The 16,846-nt window shown below is 68.9% G+C and carries 15 protein-coding genes; 8 read left to right on the top strand and 7 right to left on the bottom strand.

From position 1 onward, the window contains the following. Positions 1-113: 113 nt before the first annotated feature. The 5 genes from B7K24_RS10095 to ilvD form a co-directional block, all read right to left on the bottom strand. Positions 114-1,157 carry a 3-isopropylmalate dehydrogenase gene (locus B7K24_RS10095; RefSeq protein WP_084130205.1) on the bottom strand — a complete coding sequence of 348 codons (1,044 nt, stop codon included), beginning with the start codon at positions 1,155-1,157 and terminating at the stop codon, positions 114-116. Beyond that, positions 1,154-2,182 carry a ketol-acid reductoisomerase gene (gene ilvC / locus B7K24_RS10100; protein WP_084130206.1) on the bottom strand — a complete coding sequence of 343 codons (1,029 nt, stop codon included), beginning with the start codon at positions 2,180-2,182 and terminating at the stop codon, positions 1,154-1,156. The genes B7K24_RS10095 and ilvC overlap by 4 nt, the downstream gene beginning before the upstream one ends. A gap of 73 nt (positions 2,183-2,255) precedes the next feature. Beyond that, the gene (gene ilvN / locus B7K24_RS10105) at positions 2,256-2,774 is read right to left on the bottom strand and encodes an acetolactate synthase small subunit (RefSeq protein WP_084102532.1); all 519 of its coding nucleotides are present in this window, start codon (positions 2,772-2,774) and stop codon (positions 2,256-2,258) included. A 2-nt stretch (positions 2,775-2,776) separates the two neighbouring features. Then, a complete protein-coding gene (locus tag B7K24_RS10110; RefSeq protein WP_200808330.1) occupies positions 2,777-4,621 on the bottom strand; it encodes an acetolactate synthase large subunit in 1,845 nt (614 codons plus the stop codon). 533 nt (positions 4,622-5,154) lie between these two features. Further along, on the bottom strand, positions 5,155-6,849 hold the full coding sequence (gene ilvD / locus B7K24_RS10115; protein ID WP_084130208.1) for a dihydroxy-acid dehydratase: 1,695 nt from the start codon (positions 6,847-6,849) through the stop codon (positions 5,155-5,157). A gap of 95 nt (positions 6,850-6,944) precedes the next feature. Between ilvD and B7K24_RS10120 the strand changes: the two genes are divergently transcribed. The 5 genes from B7K24_RS10120 to B7K24_RS10140 all read left to right on the top strand — a co-directional run bounded on the left by B7K24_RS10120 (position 6,945) and on the right by B7K24_RS10140 (position 11,291). Beyond that, positions 6,945-7,727, top strand: a complete 783-nt coding sequence (locus B7K24_RS10120) for a MerR family transcriptional regulator (protein ID WP_084130209.1) — start codon at positions 6,945-6,947, stop codon at positions 7,725-7,727. A gap of 98 nt (positions 7,728-7,825) precedes the next feature. Then, positions 7,826-8,590 (top strand): NADPH-dependent FMN reductase, encoded by a 765-nt coding sequence (locus B7K24_RS10125; protein WP_159449217.1) that lies wholly within the window; start codon positions 7,826-7,828, stop codon positions 8,588-8,590. Positions 8,591-8,780: 190 nt separating this feature from the next. Continuing rightward, complete coding sequence (locus B7K24_RS10130; protein ID WP_084130211.1) at positions 8,781-9,341, top strand: NADPH-dependent FMN reductase; 561 nt, start codon at positions 8,781-8,783, stop codon at positions 9,339-9,341. Between the two features lie 175 nt (positions 9,342-9,516). Continuing rightward, positions 9,517-10,848, top strand: coding sequence for a deoxyribodipyrimidine photo-lyase (locus tag B7K24_RS10135; protein ID WP_084130212.1), 1,332 nt, complete (start codon positions 9,517-9,519; stop codon positions 10,846-10,848). Positions 10,849-10,880: 32 nt separating this feature from the next. Then, positions 10,881-11,291: a DUF1801 domain-containing protein gene (locus B7K24_RS10140; RefSeq protein WP_084130213.1), complete on the top strand. Its 411-nt coding sequence runs from the start codon at positions 10,881-10,883 to the stop codon at positions 11,289-11,291. Between the two features lie 21 nt (positions 11,292-11,312). On the opposite strand, the gene B7K24_RS10145 is transcribed toward B7K24_RS10140, so the two are convergent. Both B7K24_RS10145 and B7K24_RS10150 read right to left on the bottom strand, forming a co-directional pair. After that, complete coding sequence (locus B7K24_RS10145; RefSeq protein ID WP_084130214.1) at positions 11,313-12,242, bottom strand: 2-hydroxyacid dehydrogenase; 930 nt, start codon at positions 12,240-12,242, stop codon at positions 11,313-11,315. Between the two features lie 113 nt (positions 12,243-12,355). Next, positions 12,356-13,354 carry a LacI family DNA-binding transcriptional regulator gene (locus B7K24_RS10150; protein ID WP_084130215.1) on the bottom strand — a complete coding sequence of 333 codons (999 nt, stop codon included), beginning with the start codon at positions 13,352-13,354 and terminating at the stop codon, positions 12,356-12,358. A 127-nt stretch (positions 13,355-13,481) separates the two neighbouring features. Here B7K24_RS10150 and B7K24_RS10155 point away from each other — a divergent pair, with 127 nt between their 5' ends. From B7K24_RS10155 to B7K24_RS13315, 3 genes are read left to right on the top strand one after another with little or no spacing between them, the layout of a single operon-like run. Next, positions 13,482-14,843, top strand: a complete 1,362-nt coding sequence (locus tag B7K24_RS10155; protein WP_084130216.1) for an ABC transporter substrate-binding protein — start codon at positions 13,482-13,484, stop codon at positions 14,841-14,843. Between the two features lie 30 nt (positions 14,844-14,873). Next, on the top strand, positions 14,874-15,932 hold the full coding sequence (locus B7K24_RS10160; RefSeq protein ID WP_084130217.1) for a carbohydrate ABC transporter permease: 1,059 nt from the start codon (positions 14,874-14,876) through the stop codon (positions 15,930-15,932). Next, complete coding sequence (locus B7K24_RS13315) at positions 15,929-16,843, top strand: carbohydrate ABC transporter permease (RefSeq protein ID WP_144268242.1); 915 nt, start codon at positions 15,929-15,931, stop codon at positions 16,841-16,843. The genes B7K24_RS10160 and B7K24_RS13315 overlap by 4 nt, the downstream gene beginning before the upstream one ends. The last annotated feature ends 3 nt before the right edge of the window (positions 16,844-16,846 follow it).

Below are 16,846 nucleotides of genomic sequence, written 5' to 3' on the forward strand. Positions count from 1 at the left end.
TGAGTGTCGATTTCGGGCCGAAACTGACACTCATGTCCCGCCAGCAGATTGGGGTGAGGATGGCCGATGCTGTGGCCGGCTACGCGAGCCAGCCACAGCATCGGCCGGTCAGACTATCCGCGGATACGAGCGGCGAGCGCGTCGCCGATCTGAGCGGTGGTGCGCTGGGCATCGCCCTTGGCGGCGGCGTCGGCCGCGACGGCTTCCTCCACCTTCGCCGCGAGCTCCGGGTAGCCCAAGAAGTCGAGCATGAGCCCGACCGACAGGACGGTGGCGGACGGATCCGCGATGCCCTGGCCGGCGATGTCGGGCGCCGAGCCGTGCACGGGCTCGAACATTGACGGAGCGGTCTTGTCGGGGTTGACGTTGCCCGAGGCCGCGAGGCCAATGCCGCCGGAGATGGCCGCCGCCTGGTCGGTAAGGATGTCGCCGAACAGGTTGTCGGTCACGATCACGTCGAAGCGACCGGGGTTGGTCGTCATGACGATGGTCGCGGCGTCGATGTGCAGGTAGTCCCAGGTGACGTCGGGGAACTCCGGAGCCACCTCCTCGACGGTGCGGCGCCACAGGTGACCGGCGTGGACGAGCACGTTGTGCTTGTGCACCAGGGTCAGCTGCTTGCGCTCGCGCTTCGCGGCCACCTCGAACGCGTAGCGAACAACACGCTCCACACCGTGACGGGTGTTCACGGAGACCTCGGTCGCAATCTCGTGGGGCGTGCCCACGCGCAGCGCGCCGCCGTTACCGACGTACGGACCCTCGGTGCCCTCACGGACCACCACGAAGTCCACGGACTCGACGTCGCGCAGCGGCGACACCTCACCCGGGTACAGGCGCGACGGACGCAGGTTCACGTACTGGTCGAGCGCGAAGCGCAGCGGCAACAGCACGCCGCGCTCGAGCACACCGGACGGCACCGACGGGTCGCCGATGGCGCCCAGCAGGATGACGTCGTGGCCCTTGATCGCGTCCAGGTCCTCGTCCGTGAGCGTGTCACCGGTGGCGTGCCAGCGCTGAGCGCCCAGGTTGAAGTCGGTCGTCTCGAAGGTGATGTCGGTGCCCTCGGTCGCGGCGGCGAGGCACTTGAGCCCCTCCGCGACGACCTCGGGGCCGATCCCGTCGCCGGCGACGACGGCGAGCTTGTACGCCTGCGTCATCGGGCCGTCTGACCGTCCACGTAGTCGGCGTCCACGTCGTCCTTCCAGGCGAACAGCTTGCGCAGCTCGCGGCCGGTCTCCTCGATGGGGTGACCCTCGCCCTTGGCGCGCAGCTCCTGGAACTCCTTGGCGCCGTTGTCCTGGTCGTCGATGAAGCGCTTGGCAAACGCGCCGGACTGGATGTCGGCGAGCACGGCCTTCATGTTCTCCTTCACCTCCGGGGTGATGACGCGCGGGCCGGAAACGTAGTCGCCGTACTCGGCCGTGTCGGACACGGACCAGCGCTGCTTGGTGATGCCGCCCTCCCACATGAGGTCGACGATGAGCTTGAGCTCGTGGAGCACCTCGAAGTAGGCGATCTCGGGCTGGTAGCCGGCCTCGGTCAGGGTCTCGAAGCCGTACTGGACGAGCTGCGAGGTGCCGCCGCAGAGGACCGCCTGCTCGCCGAACAGGTCGGTCTCGGTCTCCTCGGTGAAGGTGGTCTTGATGACGCCGGCGCGGGTGCCGCCGATGCCCTTGGCGTAGGACTTCGCGAGCTCCCAGGCCTGGCCCGAGGCGTCGCGCTCCACGGCGATGATGTCCGGGATGCCACGACCCGCGACGTACTCGCGGCGCACGGTGTGGCCGGGAGCCTTGGGGGCGATGAGGATGACGTCCACGCCCTCGGGGGCGTCGATGTAGCCAAAGCGGATGTTGAAGCCGTGCGCGAACGCGAGGGTCTTGCCCTCGGCGAGGTTCGGCTTGATCTCGTCGTTGTAGATGGTGCGCTGGTGCTGGTCCGGCGCGAGGATCATGATGACGTCGGCCCACGCGGCGGCGTCGGCGACCGAGTTCACGGTGAAGCCGTCGTTCTCGGCCTTCGCGACCGACTTGGAGCCCTCGCGCAGCGCCACGCGGACCTCGACACCCGAGTCGCGCAGGTTCTGGGCGTGGGCGTGGCCCTGCGACCCGTAGCCGACGATCGCAACCTTCTTGCCCTGAATGAGCTCGAGGTTGGCGTCGTCGTCGTAGAACATCTCAGCCATGCTGGCGTGTCTCCTTACAGATAGGGAATGCGGGGTACGAACGGTGGCCGATGCATCGGCCGACTTGTGGGTCTTACGCGGACACGCGCTCGAAGGCGCGTTCCGTAATGGAGCGGGGGCCGCGGCCGATGGCGACGGTGCCCGACTGGACGATCTCGCGGATGTCGTGCGGCTTGAGCGCCGCAAGCAGCGCCTCGAGCTTCTCGCGGCTGCCGACGGCCTCGATGACGAGCGAGTCGGTCGCGACATCGACCACGTGGGCGCGGAAGAGGTCGACGATCTGGAGGACGTCGGCACGCTGGCGCGCATCGGCACGGACCTTGATCAGCAACAGGTCGCGCTGCACCGACTTGTCGGGCTCGAGCTCCACGATCTTGAGCACGTGCACCAGCTTGTTGAGCTGCTTAGTGACCTGCTCAAGCGGCAGCTCGTCGACATCGACGACCACCGTGATGCGGGAGATCTCGGGGTACTCCGTCTCGCCCACCGCAAGGGACTTGATGTTGAAGGCGCGACGGCTGAACAGGCCCGAGACGCGCGCGAGTACGCCCGGCTTGTTCTCGACGAGCACCGAGAGGGTGTGGGTGGTCATCTTTACTCCTCCTCGCCGCGGTCCCACTCGGGGGCGATGCCGCGGGCGTACTGGATCTCGTCGTTGCTGGTGCCGGCCGCAACCATGGGCCACACCATCGCGTCGCGCGACACCGTGAAGTCGACGACCACGGGCTGGTCGTTGATCTCCATGGCGCGCTTGATGGTGGCGTCCACGTCGGCATCCGACTCACAGCGCAGCCCGGCGCAGCCCATGGCCTCCGCGAGCTTCACGAAGTCGGGAATGCGCTTGGTGCCGTGACCGGTGTGCAGGTCGGTGTTCGAGTAGCGCTTGTCGTAAAACAGGGTCTGCCACTGGCGCACCATGCCCAGCGACGAGTTGTTCACGATCGCCACCTTGATGGGGATCTCGTTGATCGCGCAGGTGACCAGCTCCTGGTTGGTCATCTGGAAGCAGCCGTCGCCATCGATCGCCCATACGGTGCGGTCGGGGTCGCCCACCTTCGCACCCATGGCCGCGGGCACCGAGAATCCCATGGTTCCCAGGCCGCCGGAGTTGATCCACGAGTTGGGGCGCTCGTACTTGATGAACTGGCTCGCCCACATTTGGTGCTGGCCCACGCCGGCGGTGAAGATGGTCTCGGGACCCGAGATTTCTCCCAGGCGCTGGATCACGTGTTGGGGGCTCGACAGGCCGTCGTCGGTGGGCGTGTAGCCCAGGCCGTACGTGCTGCGCCAGTCGTCCAGCTGCGCCCACCAGGCCTCGAGGTCGGGCCTGCCGTGCTGCTGGTGCTCGGCGGCCAGGGCCGGGACCAGCGCCTCGAAGACATCCTTCAGGTCGCCCACGATCGGCACGTCCACAGCGCGGTTCTTGCCAATCTCCGCGGGGTCGATGTCGGCGTGCACGATGGTCGCGTGGGGGGCGAAGCTCTCGAGCTTGCCGGTCACGCGGTCGTCGAAGCGGGCGCCCAGGGCGACCACCAGGTCCGCCTTCTGCAGGGCGGCCACCGCGGCCACGGTGCCGTGCATGCCGGGCATGCCCAGGTGCTGAGGGTGCGAGTCGGGCAGCGCGCCGCGGGCCATCAGGGTCGTCACGACGGCCGCGCCGGACAGGTCTGTCAGCTTGCGCAGGCCAGCGCTCGCTCCCGAGCGGATCACGCCGCCTCCCACGTACAGCACAGGGCGGCGGGCGGTGGCGAGCAGGCGGGCGGCCTCCTGCACAGTCTTCGCGTGCGGGCGCGCGCCCGAGTTGAAGCCGGGCAGGTCGATGCGCTCGGGCCAGACGAAGTTCATCGTCTCCTGCTGCGCGGACTTCGCGATGTCGACCAGCACGGGGCCCGGGCGGCCGTGGGTGGCGATGTAGAACGCCTCCGCGATCGCCTTCGGGATCTCGTTGGGGTCGGTCACCAGCACGTTGTGCTTGGTGATGGGCTGTGTGATGCCCACGATGTCCGCCTCCTGGAAGGCGTCCGTGCCGATCATGCTGGCGCCCACCTGGCCGGTGATGGCCACCAGCGGGATCGAGTCCATGTTCGCGTCGGCGATGGGCGTCACCAGGTTGGTGGCGCCGGGGCCCGAGGTCGCGATGCAGACGCCGGGGCGGCCGGTGGCATGGGCGTAGCCCTCGGCCGCGTGACCCGCGCCCTGCTCGTGGCGCACCAGGATGTGGCGCAGCTGCGTCGAGTCCATCAGCGGGTCGTAGGTGGGCAGGATGGTGCCGCCGGGAAGACCGAAGACGTCCGTCGCGCCAGCCAGTTCGAGGCTTTTCACGACCGCCTGCGCGCCCGTCATCTCCTGGCCGGCGGGTGCGGCCGTCGCAGCCGGCGCGGTGCGCGCGGGGTGCGGCGTCGCCAGTGCCGAAGGCTTGGGGGCCTTGACCTGTGCCATCTTCTCTCCCGTTTCTTCGTTGATCGTGAGGCGGCTCTCGCATCCGCCTCGCATGAAAAAACCCCTTGGCCTGGTGGCTGTCGGGGTATGCGCGCGGACGTTGCCTGGGCTTGGACTAGATGTCCGCGCGCCCGGTAACTACGAGAATCGTCTGCATGCGAAGGAGCCTACGCCCGGTTTCGGCCGCGTGTCACCATCTGGGACAGCAATCTCACATAGTGGTTCACGATCTTGAATAATGAGACACTCCTCGCCCTCGCATGCCCCGGCGCCCTATGGGACAACCACCGTCGTTCCCGCGAGATGAGTGCTCCCTATGGGACGCTCACCGTTGCCGAGCCCGGGCAACCTCACGCATGGCGGTCGACACCCGATGAGACGAGCCTACGCTCCGGGAAACACCTCGACCCCGCCACGCGAGTGACGGGGTCGAACGGTGGTTGTCCCATAGGACGCACGAATGTGCTCAGAGCGACGGTGAGCGTCCCATGGGGCGCCGGCACCGCGGGCGCGCGGCCCAGCACGGCGAGGCTTTAGCGCAGCACCGCACCCGTCGACGCGGACTGCACGAGCTTCGCGTACTTGGCGAGAACGCCGCGCGTGTAGACGGGGGGCAGCGGCTCCCAGCCGTCCTTGCGCTGCTCCAGCTCCTCGTCGGACACCAGCAGGTCCAGCGTCTTGTTCTTCACGTCGAGGCGGATCTTGTCGCCGTCCTTGACGAAGGCCACCGGGCCGCCGTCGACGGCCTCGGGGGCCATGTGGCCCACGCACAGGCCAGTCGTGCCGCCGGAGAAGCGGCCGTCGGTGACGAGCAGCACGTCCTTGCCCAGGCCCGCGCCCTTGATTGCGCCGGTGATGGCCAGCATCTCGCGCATGCCGGGGCCACCCTTGGGTCCCTCGTAGCGGATCACGACGACGTCGCCGGCGGTGATGGTGCCGTCCGCGAGTGCATCGAGAGCGGCGCGCTCGCGGTCGAACACGCGGGCGGCGCCCTCGAATACGTCGTTGTCGAAGCCCGCGGACTTCACCACGGCTCCCTCGGGGGCGAGCGAGCCCTTGAGGATGGTGATGCCGCCGGTCTTGTGGATCGGGTTGTTGAGGTTGCGGATGACGCGACCGTCGATCTTCTTGGGGTTGAGCTCCTCGAGGTTCTCCCCCAGCGTCTTGCCGGTCACCGTCATGGTGTCGCCGTGCATGAGGCCCTCGTCGAGCAGCGACTTCATGACGGCGGGCACGCCGCCCACGCGGTCGACGTCGTTCATCACGAAGCGGCCGAAGGGCTTGAGGTCGCCCAAGTGAGGCGTGCGGTCGGCCACACGCGAGAAGTCGTCGAGCGTGAGGTCGACCTCGGCCTCGTTGGCGATCGCGAGCAGGTGCAGCACCGCGTTGGTGGAGCCGCCGAAGGCCATGACCACGGCGATGGCGTTCTCGAACGCCTCCTTCGTCATGATCTGACGAGCAGTGATTCCCTTGCGCAGCATGTTGACGACGGCCTCGCCGGACTTCAGCGCGTAGTAGTCGCGACGGCGGTCGGCGCTCGGCGGCGCGGCCGAGCCGGGCAGCGACATGCCCAGCGCCTCACCCACGGACGCCATGGTGTTGGCGGTGTACATGCCGCCGCACGCGCCCTCGCCGGGGCAGATCGCCTTCTCAATCGCGAGGCGGTCCTCCTCGGACATGAGCCCGCGCTGGCAGGCGCCCACGGCCTCAAACGCGTCAATAACGGTGACGTCCTTCTCGGTGCCGTCGGACAAGGTCACGTGACCGGGCATGATCGAGCCGGCGTACAGGAACACCGAGGCAAGGTCCAGGCGCGCGGCCGCCATCAGCATGCCGGGAAGGGACTTGTCGCAGCCTGCCAAAAGGACGGAGCCGTCGAGGCGCTCGGCCATCATCACCGTCTCGACCGAGTCGGCGATGACGTCGCGCGACACGAGCGAGAAGTGCATGCCCTCGTGGCCCATCGAGATGCCGTCGGATACCGAGATGGTGCCGAACTCGAGCGGGTAGCCGCCGCCGGCGTGCACGCCGTTCTTGGACGCCTGCGCGAGGCGCTGGAGCGACAGGTTGCAGGGGGTGATCTCGTTCCACGAGCTCGCGATGCCGACCTGCGGCTTCGCGAAGTCCTCGTCACCGAGCCCGACCGCGCGGAGCATGCCGCGCGAGGCCGTGGCCTCAATGCCGTCGGTGACCTGTCGTGAACGGGGCTTGATGTCCGGCGTCGTCATGGGGGCGAGTCTATGACCGTCCGGATGGCCGATGCGATGGTCGCCCCAAATTCCGGGTTGCGCTTGACGCCGCGTCAACTTCTACGCTGGGCGGCATGCGTACGACACCCGCCACGGCATCGGCCCCCGACACCCTGGATATCGCGAAGCTGGCGCGCCTCAGCGGCGTCACCAGCCGCACCCTTCGCCACTACGACGCGATCGGGCTGCTCAGCCCCGCACACACGGGCAACGACGGGCGCCGCCACTACGGCCGCGATGAGGTGCTGCGGCTGCAACACATCCTGGTGCTCCGCGAGCTCGGCACGCCGCTGAGCGAAATCGCGCGCATCGTCGACGCCGACGACCCGGCCGTCACCATCGCCACCCTGCGCGACCACCTGGGCGCGCTCACGGCCGAGCGCGACCGCTTCGCACGGCTCGCGGCCACCGTCGCGAGCACCATCGACTCATTGGAGAAAGGACACACCATGTCCAACGAAGAGATGCTCGACGGCTTCAAGCACCACAAATACGAGCCCGAGGCCCGCGAGCGCTGGGGCGACGACGCCGTGGACCGCTCGAACGCGCAGTGGAAGGCGCTGGGCAAAGAGGGGCAGCAGCGCCACCTCGACTCCCACCGCGAGGTCGTCGAGGCGCTGGGCGCGGCGATCCGGGTGGGCTTCGCGCCCGACTCGGACGAGGTCCAGGCAATTGTCACGCAGCACCACGCGTGGCTGTCGCTGTTCTGGACCCCCACGGCCGAGAGCTACCGCGGCATCACGCAGATGTACGTGGACGACGAGCGCTTTCGCCGCAACTACGACGAGGTCGCCCCCGGCGCGGCAGTACTGCTGCGCGACGCCGCCGACATCTGGGCGGAGCGGCACCTGTCGTAACGGCGCGGCATCGCGCGGGAATACGCCCAGGGCGAACCGACGTTAGAGACGTCAATCGCCGCCCAGCCGGGGCGGCCGGCCCCGGGAAGGGACCCCTCGTGACGACGCTCGGCCTCTTGATTGGCTCACTGCCTCTGGCCCGCACTCAGCGCCACCTCACCCGCCTCCTCATCGACGCCGCGCCCGAGGGGGTGACCGTCGTCGAGTTGGACCCGCGCTCGCTGCCACAGCACGCCCCGTACGCCGACGTCCCCGCGCCGGCCGATGCGCTTGCCTGGAAGCGCTCCCTGGCCGAGATCGACGGCCTGGTCGTCATCACCCCCACCATTGAGCGCTCCATCCCCGGCGCCCTGAAGAACGCCATCGACTGGGCCGGCGGTGCCACCGCGCCAAACGCACTCAAGGGCATGCCGACCGCGATCGCGGGCGTCAGCCTTGGCAGCCTCCCCCGATTCGCCTCGATCCAGCACCTTCGCACCGTCCTGACCGACGACGGCGCGGTCTTGCGCGCCCAGCCCGAGGTCGTGCTGTTCGCCGCCCCCGAGACCTTCGCCGAGGACGGTACGCCTCTCGACGAGGACCTCGTGGTCGAGGCGCGCCGCCTGATGTCGGCCGCCGCGGGCGTCGCCGCACACCAGCGCCGAGCCCGCGAGGCCGCGACGGGCGAGACTCCCGTCTCGCCGGTCACGTCCGCCGCCACCCCGACCACCACGCCCGTCCCTGCGCATGCGAGCCCCGTCACCACGGACCCTGCCGTCCTCAATGCCGAGACCATGCCGATCGACACCATCGATCCGGTCACCGAGGTCTTGCGCGCCGCGCCGGGTCCCGTCAGCCCCTCTGTGGGCGTGCCCACGCGATAGACACACCTGCAGCCAGGGCGGCGCGGCTTCCATCGGGAGCCGCGCCGCTTTTCTGTGTTCTCGCACATGCCAACCAGCGGTCGAATTTGCATGCGTGCGGAATAGTTGAGGTATCACGTATTGTTGTCCATGGCGTCGCCAGTGAAGCCGACGGCAAACCCTCACCCTCTCCTCAACGAAAGGTACTGCCATGACTCGCATCGGCATCATCGTCGGCTCCATCGCCGAAGGCTCCATCAACCGTCAGGTCGCTTCCGTCCTGCCCCACCTCGTCGCCGACGAGGACGTCGAGTTCACGTTCCTCGAGTACAAGGACCTCCCCTTCTACGACTACGGACTCGACGCCAACTACCCGCAGGTCGCCCTCGACTGGAAGCAGTCCATCGCCGACGTCGACGGCGTCATCATCGTCACCCCCGAGTACTCGCGCTCCATCCCCGGCGTCCTGAAGAACGCGCTGGACTGGGCCGCCCGTCCGTGGGGCGAGGGCGCCTTCGCCGGCAAGCCCGTCGCGATCATGGGTGCCTCGATCGGCCCGTCGGGTACCGCCGCCGCTCAGCAGCACCTGCGCGCGATCCTCGGCCACTATGACGCCCCCACCATGGGCCAGCCCGAGACCTTCTTCCACTACCGCGCGGACGCCTTCGGCGCCGACGGCTCGCTCCAGGATGACGCTGCCCGCGCCGTGCTGAGCAACTTCGTCAACGCCGCCGTCGCGCACGTCAACCAGTTCGCGCGCGTCTCCGCGTAAGTCCCCCCGCATGTGAGCGCGGCCTCGCTTACCCCCTCCCCGGGGCCGTCCGCTCCAGCGAGCGCGGCTCACCCGCCGCGACTCGCGACCAGCAACGGCCGTCCGGGAACACCCGGGCGGCCGTTGCCGTTTCACCAGGCATGACACGCCCCGCCCTCTCCCCCCACTCTCCCGCATGAGCGCCCTGTGGTGGGCCAGACGGGACCTGCGCCTGTCCGACAATCCTGCGGCCGTCGAGGCACAGTCTCAGGCCGATGCCGCGGCCGTCTTCGCCTGGACGCCCCGCATTTCGCTGTGGTCGGGTCGACGCAGCGCGCACCTGGCTCGCGTGCTGTGGTCACTGCGCGACGCGACCGACGGTGCCGTCGCGGTCCGTCAGGGTGAGGCCGATGTCGTGGTTGCCCGCGCGGCGCGCGAGGCCCACGCGGGGGTTGTCTTTGCCGCGCGCGAGTACTCCCCCGCCGGCATGGCCGAGCAGCAAGCGGTAGCCGACGCGCTCGAGGCGGACGGCCGCGAGCTGCGGTTCGTGGGGTCGCCCTACGCCGTCGCGCCCGGCCGCGTCACCAAGGCCGACGGCGACCCGTACAAGGTCTTCACGCCTTTTCGGGACGCGTGGCGCGACCATGGGTGGCGGGCCCCGGCATCGGCCATCGATCCGGGTCGTCTCAGCGCCCTGAAGCCGCATGAGGACGACATCGACCTGGACCAGCGCGCCGCCCATGGCGACGCCTCGGACCCCCTCCTCGAGCCGCACGAGTTCCGCGAGGACCGCGTGCTCGCAGCGCTCGAGGACTTCGTTGCCACCGACCTGGAGCGCTACGCCGCGGAGCGCGACCGCCCGGACCTGGACTCCACGAGCCACCTGTCCACCGCGCTCGCCTTCGGCCAGGTGCACCCGCGCACGGTGCTCGCCCTCACCGCGAAGCGACGCATGGATGCGGCGCGCGTCTTCGAGTCCGAGATCGCGTGGCGCGAGTTCCACGCCGACGTGCTTTTCCACCATCCCTCGGCGCGGCGCGAGTCCCTCACCCCCGTACTCCGCGAACGCGACTGGCTCACCGGGCGCGACGGCGACCACGCGTTCATGGCGTGGCGGGACGGCCGCACGGGCTTCCCGCTCGTGGACGCGGGCATGCGCCAGCTGGCCCAGACCGGATGGATGCACAACCGCGTGCGCATGGTCGTCGCGAGTTTTTTGGTCAAGGACCTGAGGGTTCCGTGGCAACGCGGCGCGGACCACTTCCGGCGGGCGCTCGTCGACTACGACCACGCCCAGAACCAGCTCAACTGGCAGTGGGTGGCGGGCACGGGGCGGGACGCGAGCCCGTTCTTCCGCATCTTTAACCCGGACACGCAGGCGGACAAGTTCGACCCCCAGCGCCGTTACGTCGAGCGGTGGGTCCCCGAGCTCGACACCCCGGAGTACCCGGCGCCGCTCGTGGACCACAAGGAGGAACGACGCGTCACCCTGGACCTCTATCAGGCGGCCAAAGCGGCCCGGTCCTAGCCATCGGCCCTGGCCAGGAGTACGTTCGACCTATGCGCGACGCCGAGGTCGACCTCTGGATGGGGCGCTACGACAACCCCATGAAGGACGTCGTACAGCACCTCAGATGGATTCTCCTTGCCTCCGACGACCGCGTGAGCGAGTCGATCAAGTGGTCCACGCCGACGTTCTCGTACCGCGGCGACATCGCGTCGTTCTACCCCAAGGGATCCATGGAGGCCGTGCTCGTCTTTCACAAGGCGGGCTTGCTGCCCGTCGCCTTCGAGGGACTCGAGCCCGCGCCGCGCGGCGGCCGCGTGATGCGCCTGATCTCGATCGCGGAGGCCGAGGACCGGCGCGACACCATCGACGACATCGTCCGCACCTGGATCGCGTGGCGCGAAGGTGCGGGACGGGACATCGTGCTCGACGGGACCGATGCCCCGGCCATCTCGCGTGCATAGCCGCGCCTGCGGCGCGGCTGCCTAGGCGACGCGATTGACGGGTTCGTCACCCGCACGCAGCGCCTCGACCTGGCGGCGCACCAGATCCACGTAGCGCCTGTCGGTGAGCTGAGCGAAGCCCGCGATGTGCGGGACCACGATGCATCCGGGGGCGAAAAAGAGCGGGTGGTCGTCGGGCAGCGGCTCGGGGTCGGTGACGTCGAGCGCGGCGCGCAGGCGTCCAGAGGTGAGCTCCGCCAGCAATGCGTCGGTGTCGACCACAGGACCGCGTCCCACGTTCACGAGCAGCGCGCCGTCACCCATGGCCGCCAGGAAGTCAGCGTCGACGAGCTTGTCGGTGGAGTCGTCGTGCGGGGTGACCAGGACGACGATGTCAACCTCGGGCAGCAGGCCTCGGATGTCGCCGATGGCGTGCACGGTGGTGCCGTCCGGGGCGGTGCGCGCCGAGCGAGCCACCCCCTCGACGCGGGCCTCACAGGCACGCATACGGGCGCCGATGGCCGCGCCGATGGACCCGTATCCCACGATCAGCACGCGCTTGTCCGCGAGCGACGGCGCCGTCTCCCACGGCTCCCACCGGCCTCGACGCTGCGCGTCGAGGAACTGCGGCAGGCCGCGCTGGCTGGCAAGAGTGAGGGTGAGCGCCATCTCGGCGGTGCGCGTGTCGTGGACGCCTCGCGCGTTGGCGAGCGCCACACCCTCGGGCACGAATGGCAGCGCGTGTTCGAACCCCGCCGAGGCGATCTGGATCACCTCGAGTCGCTGGAGCCGCGCGAGGCGCCCGTAGACCCTCCGTCCGCCGCTGCGGTGCCCCACGCACGCGAGACGAATGTCGTCGGCCTCCGCGGGCGGCTCCGCGTCGGCGGGGTTCCACACGACGAGGCGAACGTCGTCCCCCAGGTCGCCTACGGCATCGGCCACATCCTGGGTAGGCACGGAGACGGTGATCATGCGGCCAGTCTTTCACCCCTCCCACCGGACAGCGTGAACCAGAACGGGGCGCGGCGCGCCGGGCCAGCCGCCGCATCCGCGATCCGCGGCGGCGTGTCGGCGCCGCTACCGGTTCACAGTGTTGGCGGGCGGGGCGGCGCCGCCGAGGCACGCACCACCAGCTCGGTGTCGAGGCGGACGTGCTCGGCATGCTCGCGCCCCTCGATGCGATCGAGCAACATGCGCATGGCCGCCGCCCCCATCGCCTGGAGGGGCTGACGCACCGTCGTGAGCGCGGGCGAGGCGAGCCCGGCCTCCGGGATGTCATCGAAGCCGACGATCGACAGGTCCTCAGGCACGGACAGCCCCATCTCCTGCGCCACCTCCATCGCGGCGATGGCGGTGAGGTCGTTCGCGCCCATAATCGCGGTGGGCGGGTCCGCGAGCGCGAGGAGCTCGCGTGTGACCTCGGCGGCCCGTTCAGGGGCGTAGCGGCACTCCCGAATGAGGTCACCGTCCACCGCGACGCCCGCCTCGGCGTGCGCGTGGCGGAAGCCCGCCTCCCGCAGGTGCGAGGAGTCCAGCTCGTTGCGCCCGCCCAGGAACGCGATGCGCCGGTGGCCCAACTCCAGCAGGTAGGCGGCGGCGCGCTCGGCGCCCTCGAAGTTGTCGACATCGATGGTGGGAAGTCGATTGGGACCGTAGTGGGGGTCGACGGCGACGATCGGCACCACGGTCTCGGCATCGAGGACCGTGGGCGTGACGATGACGGCGCCATCGATGAGCGTGCCGCCTAGGCGCGCGAGCGAGCGTCGCTCCCACCCGTGGGTGTCGCCTCCCGAATGCGACAACACCTCGTAGCCCGAGCCGTGCGCCGCGCGAGCGGCACCCTTGAGCAGTTCCGCGGAAAACGGCTCGAAATCCGCCACGAGCACACCCAGCACGTGAGTCTGCTGCGCCCGCAGCGACGAGGCGGAGAGGTTGCCCGCATAGCCCAGCTCGTCGATCACCTGCTGCACCGTCGCGATGGTGTCCTTCGAGACGCCGTAGCGCCCGTTGACGACCTTGGACACGGTCGCGACCGACACGCCCGCGCGCTCCGCCACATCGGCGAGCTTCACTCTCGGCACCATGCCTCGCATCGTAGCGCCCTTCGTCGCCGTTGCGAAAACGTTATCGATAACGTTTGACACTCCAACAAACCCCTGCCAGACTCGCGGTTGTTCGGCTGGTCAACGAGGACTTGAGAGGACACGAACAATGACGCACTTCCGTCGCGTGGGCGCCATGGTGGCGTTCGCTTCATCCGCTGCACTGCTCTTGGCAGCATGCAGCTCCGACCCCGACCCAGAGGGTTCAGACACCCCGGAGTCGACGTCGTCCGCCACCGGCGGCGACGACGCAGCACCCGTCACCCTGACGTGGTGGCACAACGGCGTGGCCGGCGACACCGGCGAGAACACGCTGGGTGACTATTGGGACAAGGTCGCGGCCGACTTCACGGCCGAGCATCCCAACGTCACGATCGAGATCGAGCAGATCCAGAACGAGGACCTGCAGCGCACCCGCATTCCCACCGCGCTGCAGTCCGGCGACGCCCCGGACATCTTCCAGCAGTGGGGCGGCGGCGAACTCGCCGCCCAGGCCGAGGCCGGCTATCTCATGGACCTGTCGGAGCCGCTCGCGGACGACGTCGAGCGGCTCGGCGGCGCCATCGCGCCGTGGCAGGCCGACGGCGTCACCTATGGCGTCCCGTTCCAGTTCGCCGTTGAGGGCATCTGGTACCGCCCCAGCCTGTTCGAGCAGGCCGGCATCACCGACGAGCCCACCACCATGGACGAGCTGAACGATGCGGTCCAGAAGCTCAAGGACGCGGGTATCGCGCCCATCGCGGTGGGTGCGGCCGACAAGTGGCCGGCCGCGCACTGGTGGTACAACTTCGCGCTGCGGTCGTGCTCGCAAGACACCATGAACACCGACACGGCTGCGTTGGACTTCTCCGACCCGTGCTGGATTGACGCCGGCACGCAGCTCGAGGAGTTCCTGGGCACCGAACCCTTCCAGGACCAGTTCATGTCGACGGTCGCGCAGACCGGAGCCACGTCGTCCGCCGGCCTGGTGGCCAACGGCAACGCGGCCATGGAACTCATGGGCCAGTGGAACTACTTCGTCTATGAGGGCTTCACGGACGGCACCGAGGAGGGCATCCAGGCTTTGCACGACGACCTGGATTGGTTCCCGATGCCGGCCACCGCGTCCGGCGAGGGCGCACCGTCGGCCTCGATGGGCGGTGGCGACGGGTTCTCGTGCTACAAGGACGCTCCCGCCGAGTGCGCCGAGTTCCTGTCCTACCTGGTCAGCGACGACGTCCAGCGTGGCTACGTCGAGGCCGTGGGCGGCATGCCTGTGGCACCGTCCGCCACGGACGCCATCACCGACCCCGTGCTCCAGGAGATCGCCCAGGCCTCGTCCGAGGCCGAGTATGTCCAGCTGTGGCTCGACACGCTGCTTGGCCCGAACGTGGGCGGCGCCCTCAACGACGGCATCACCGCGCAGTTTGCCGGTACCGGCGACGCGCAGAACACCGTCGACCTGATGACCGCCGCTGCGGCGACGCAGTAATCCCCTCCGATCCCAGAAAGCGAGATCTCCGTGACCACACTGGAGACCTCGGGCAACGGGACCGTCCCCGCCGTCGGCGCCGCCGCGCCGGCGGCGGGTGACGCCCCGGGTACGCCCGTCACCCCACACCCTCGTCGCGCGCGGCTGCGCATGGCCGGAGAGCTCGCCCTCTTCCTTGGCCCGGCCCTCGCGCTGTTCCTGACCTTCGTCGTCTACCCCGTCGTCTCCGCCGCCCGGTACTCGCTGTACCAGTGGAATGGCGTCGAGCAATTCTCTGACGCCACCTTCATTGGCTTCGAGAACTATGCGCGGGCCCTGTTCGGTGGCACCGACCCCGCTACCAAGAGCGCCTTCACCACCGCCTACACCGAGCCGTTCCAGGCCGCCTTCACGCACACCATCGGAATCCTGGTGTTGTCGCTGCTGATCCAACTGCCGCTGGGTCTGCTGATCGCGCTGGTCCTCAATCGCCGCTTCCCTGGCCGCTCAGCGGTGCGCGTCATCATGTTCGCGCCCTACGTGCTGAGCGAAGTCATCGCCGGAACCATGTGGCTCATCATCTTCGACCCCAACGGCGTGGCCACCGAGCTGATGCACAGCGTCGGCCTCGACGCGCCCGCCGGGGGCTGGCTCGAGGACCAGACCTGGGGCTTTTGGACCGTCTTCTTCATCATCACGTGGAAGTACATCGGCCTCGCCGTCATCCTGTTCCTCGCCGGACTGTCGGGCGTGCCCCAGGAGCTGCAAGACGCGGCGGCCATCGACGGCGCCTCGTGGTGGCAGACCCAGTGGCGCGTGAACATCCCCCTCATCGGCCCCACCATCCGCATCTGGGTGTTCCTGTCTCTCATTGGGTCCATCCAGCTGTTCGACATGGTGTGGGTCCTCAACCAGGGTGGGACCACCGGCCAGTACTCGACGATCGCGACCTACATGATGCAGATCGGCTTCTTCCGCTCCGACTGGGGCTTCGGCTCCGCGGTCGCGGTGATCATGTTCATGCTGTCGTTCGCCGTCGCCATCTTCTACATGCTCGTGGTCCTGCGCCGCGACAACACCGACCGCGTCAAGAAGGTGAGGCGCGCATGACCGCCACCGACACCACCCGCCCCGCCACGGCATCGGCCCCCCGCGGTCCGGTGGCCCCGCCGCACCGCCGCTACGCGGGCAAGCCCGAGCGCTCGCGCGACGGCTCCAACTGGCTGTCCATCGGCGTCGCGCTCGTCGGCGTCGCGCTCACGCTCGGACCCATCATCTACTTGATCCTGGGCGGGTTCCGCACCCAGCAGGACCTGTCGACCAATCCCACGGGGCTTCCCGACCCCTTCATGTGGTCCAACTACGGCGACATCCTGGCGAACGACGTCTTCTGGCGTCAGGCCCTCAACTCGCTGCTCGTCGCGACGGTGACGACCGCGGGCATCGTGCTGCTGGGAACCATGGCGGCCTATCCCCTCGCGCGCTACCGCTTCCGCGGCCGCGAGGGCATCTTCGTGATCTTCACGACCGGACTGATGTTCCCGCTCACCGTCGCGGTACTGCCGCTGTACCTGCTGTTGCGCGACATGGGACTGTCAGGCCTGACCGGCCTCATCATTCCGCAGATCGCGTTCGGCCTGCCGATGACGATCATCATCCTGCGTCCCTTCCTGCGCGCCCTACCCATGGAGCTCGAGGAGGCCGCCTTCATGGACGGCGTGTCCCGCATCGGCTTCTTCTGGAGGATGCTGCTGCCGCTGGCCCGTCCCGGCATGGTGACGGTCGGCGTGCTCGCCTTCATCCAGTCGTGGAACGCCTACCTCTTGCCGCTCCTGCTACTCACGGGCGATCCGCGTGGCATGACCCTGCCGCTCGGCATCACCACCTTCCAGGGCCAGTACGCGTCGGCGACCACGCTCATCATGGCGTACACGTCGCTCGCGATGATCCCCGCGCTCGTGTTCTTCCTGCTCATGGAGCGCAGGATCGTCGACGGCCTCACCGGCGCGGTGAAGGGATAGTGA

The sequence above is a fragment of the Demequina sp. NBRC 110055 genome (assembly GCF_002090135.1).
In the GTDB taxonomy this organism is placed as follows: Bacteria; Actinomycetota; Actinomycetes; order Actinomycetales; family Demequinaceae; genus Demequina.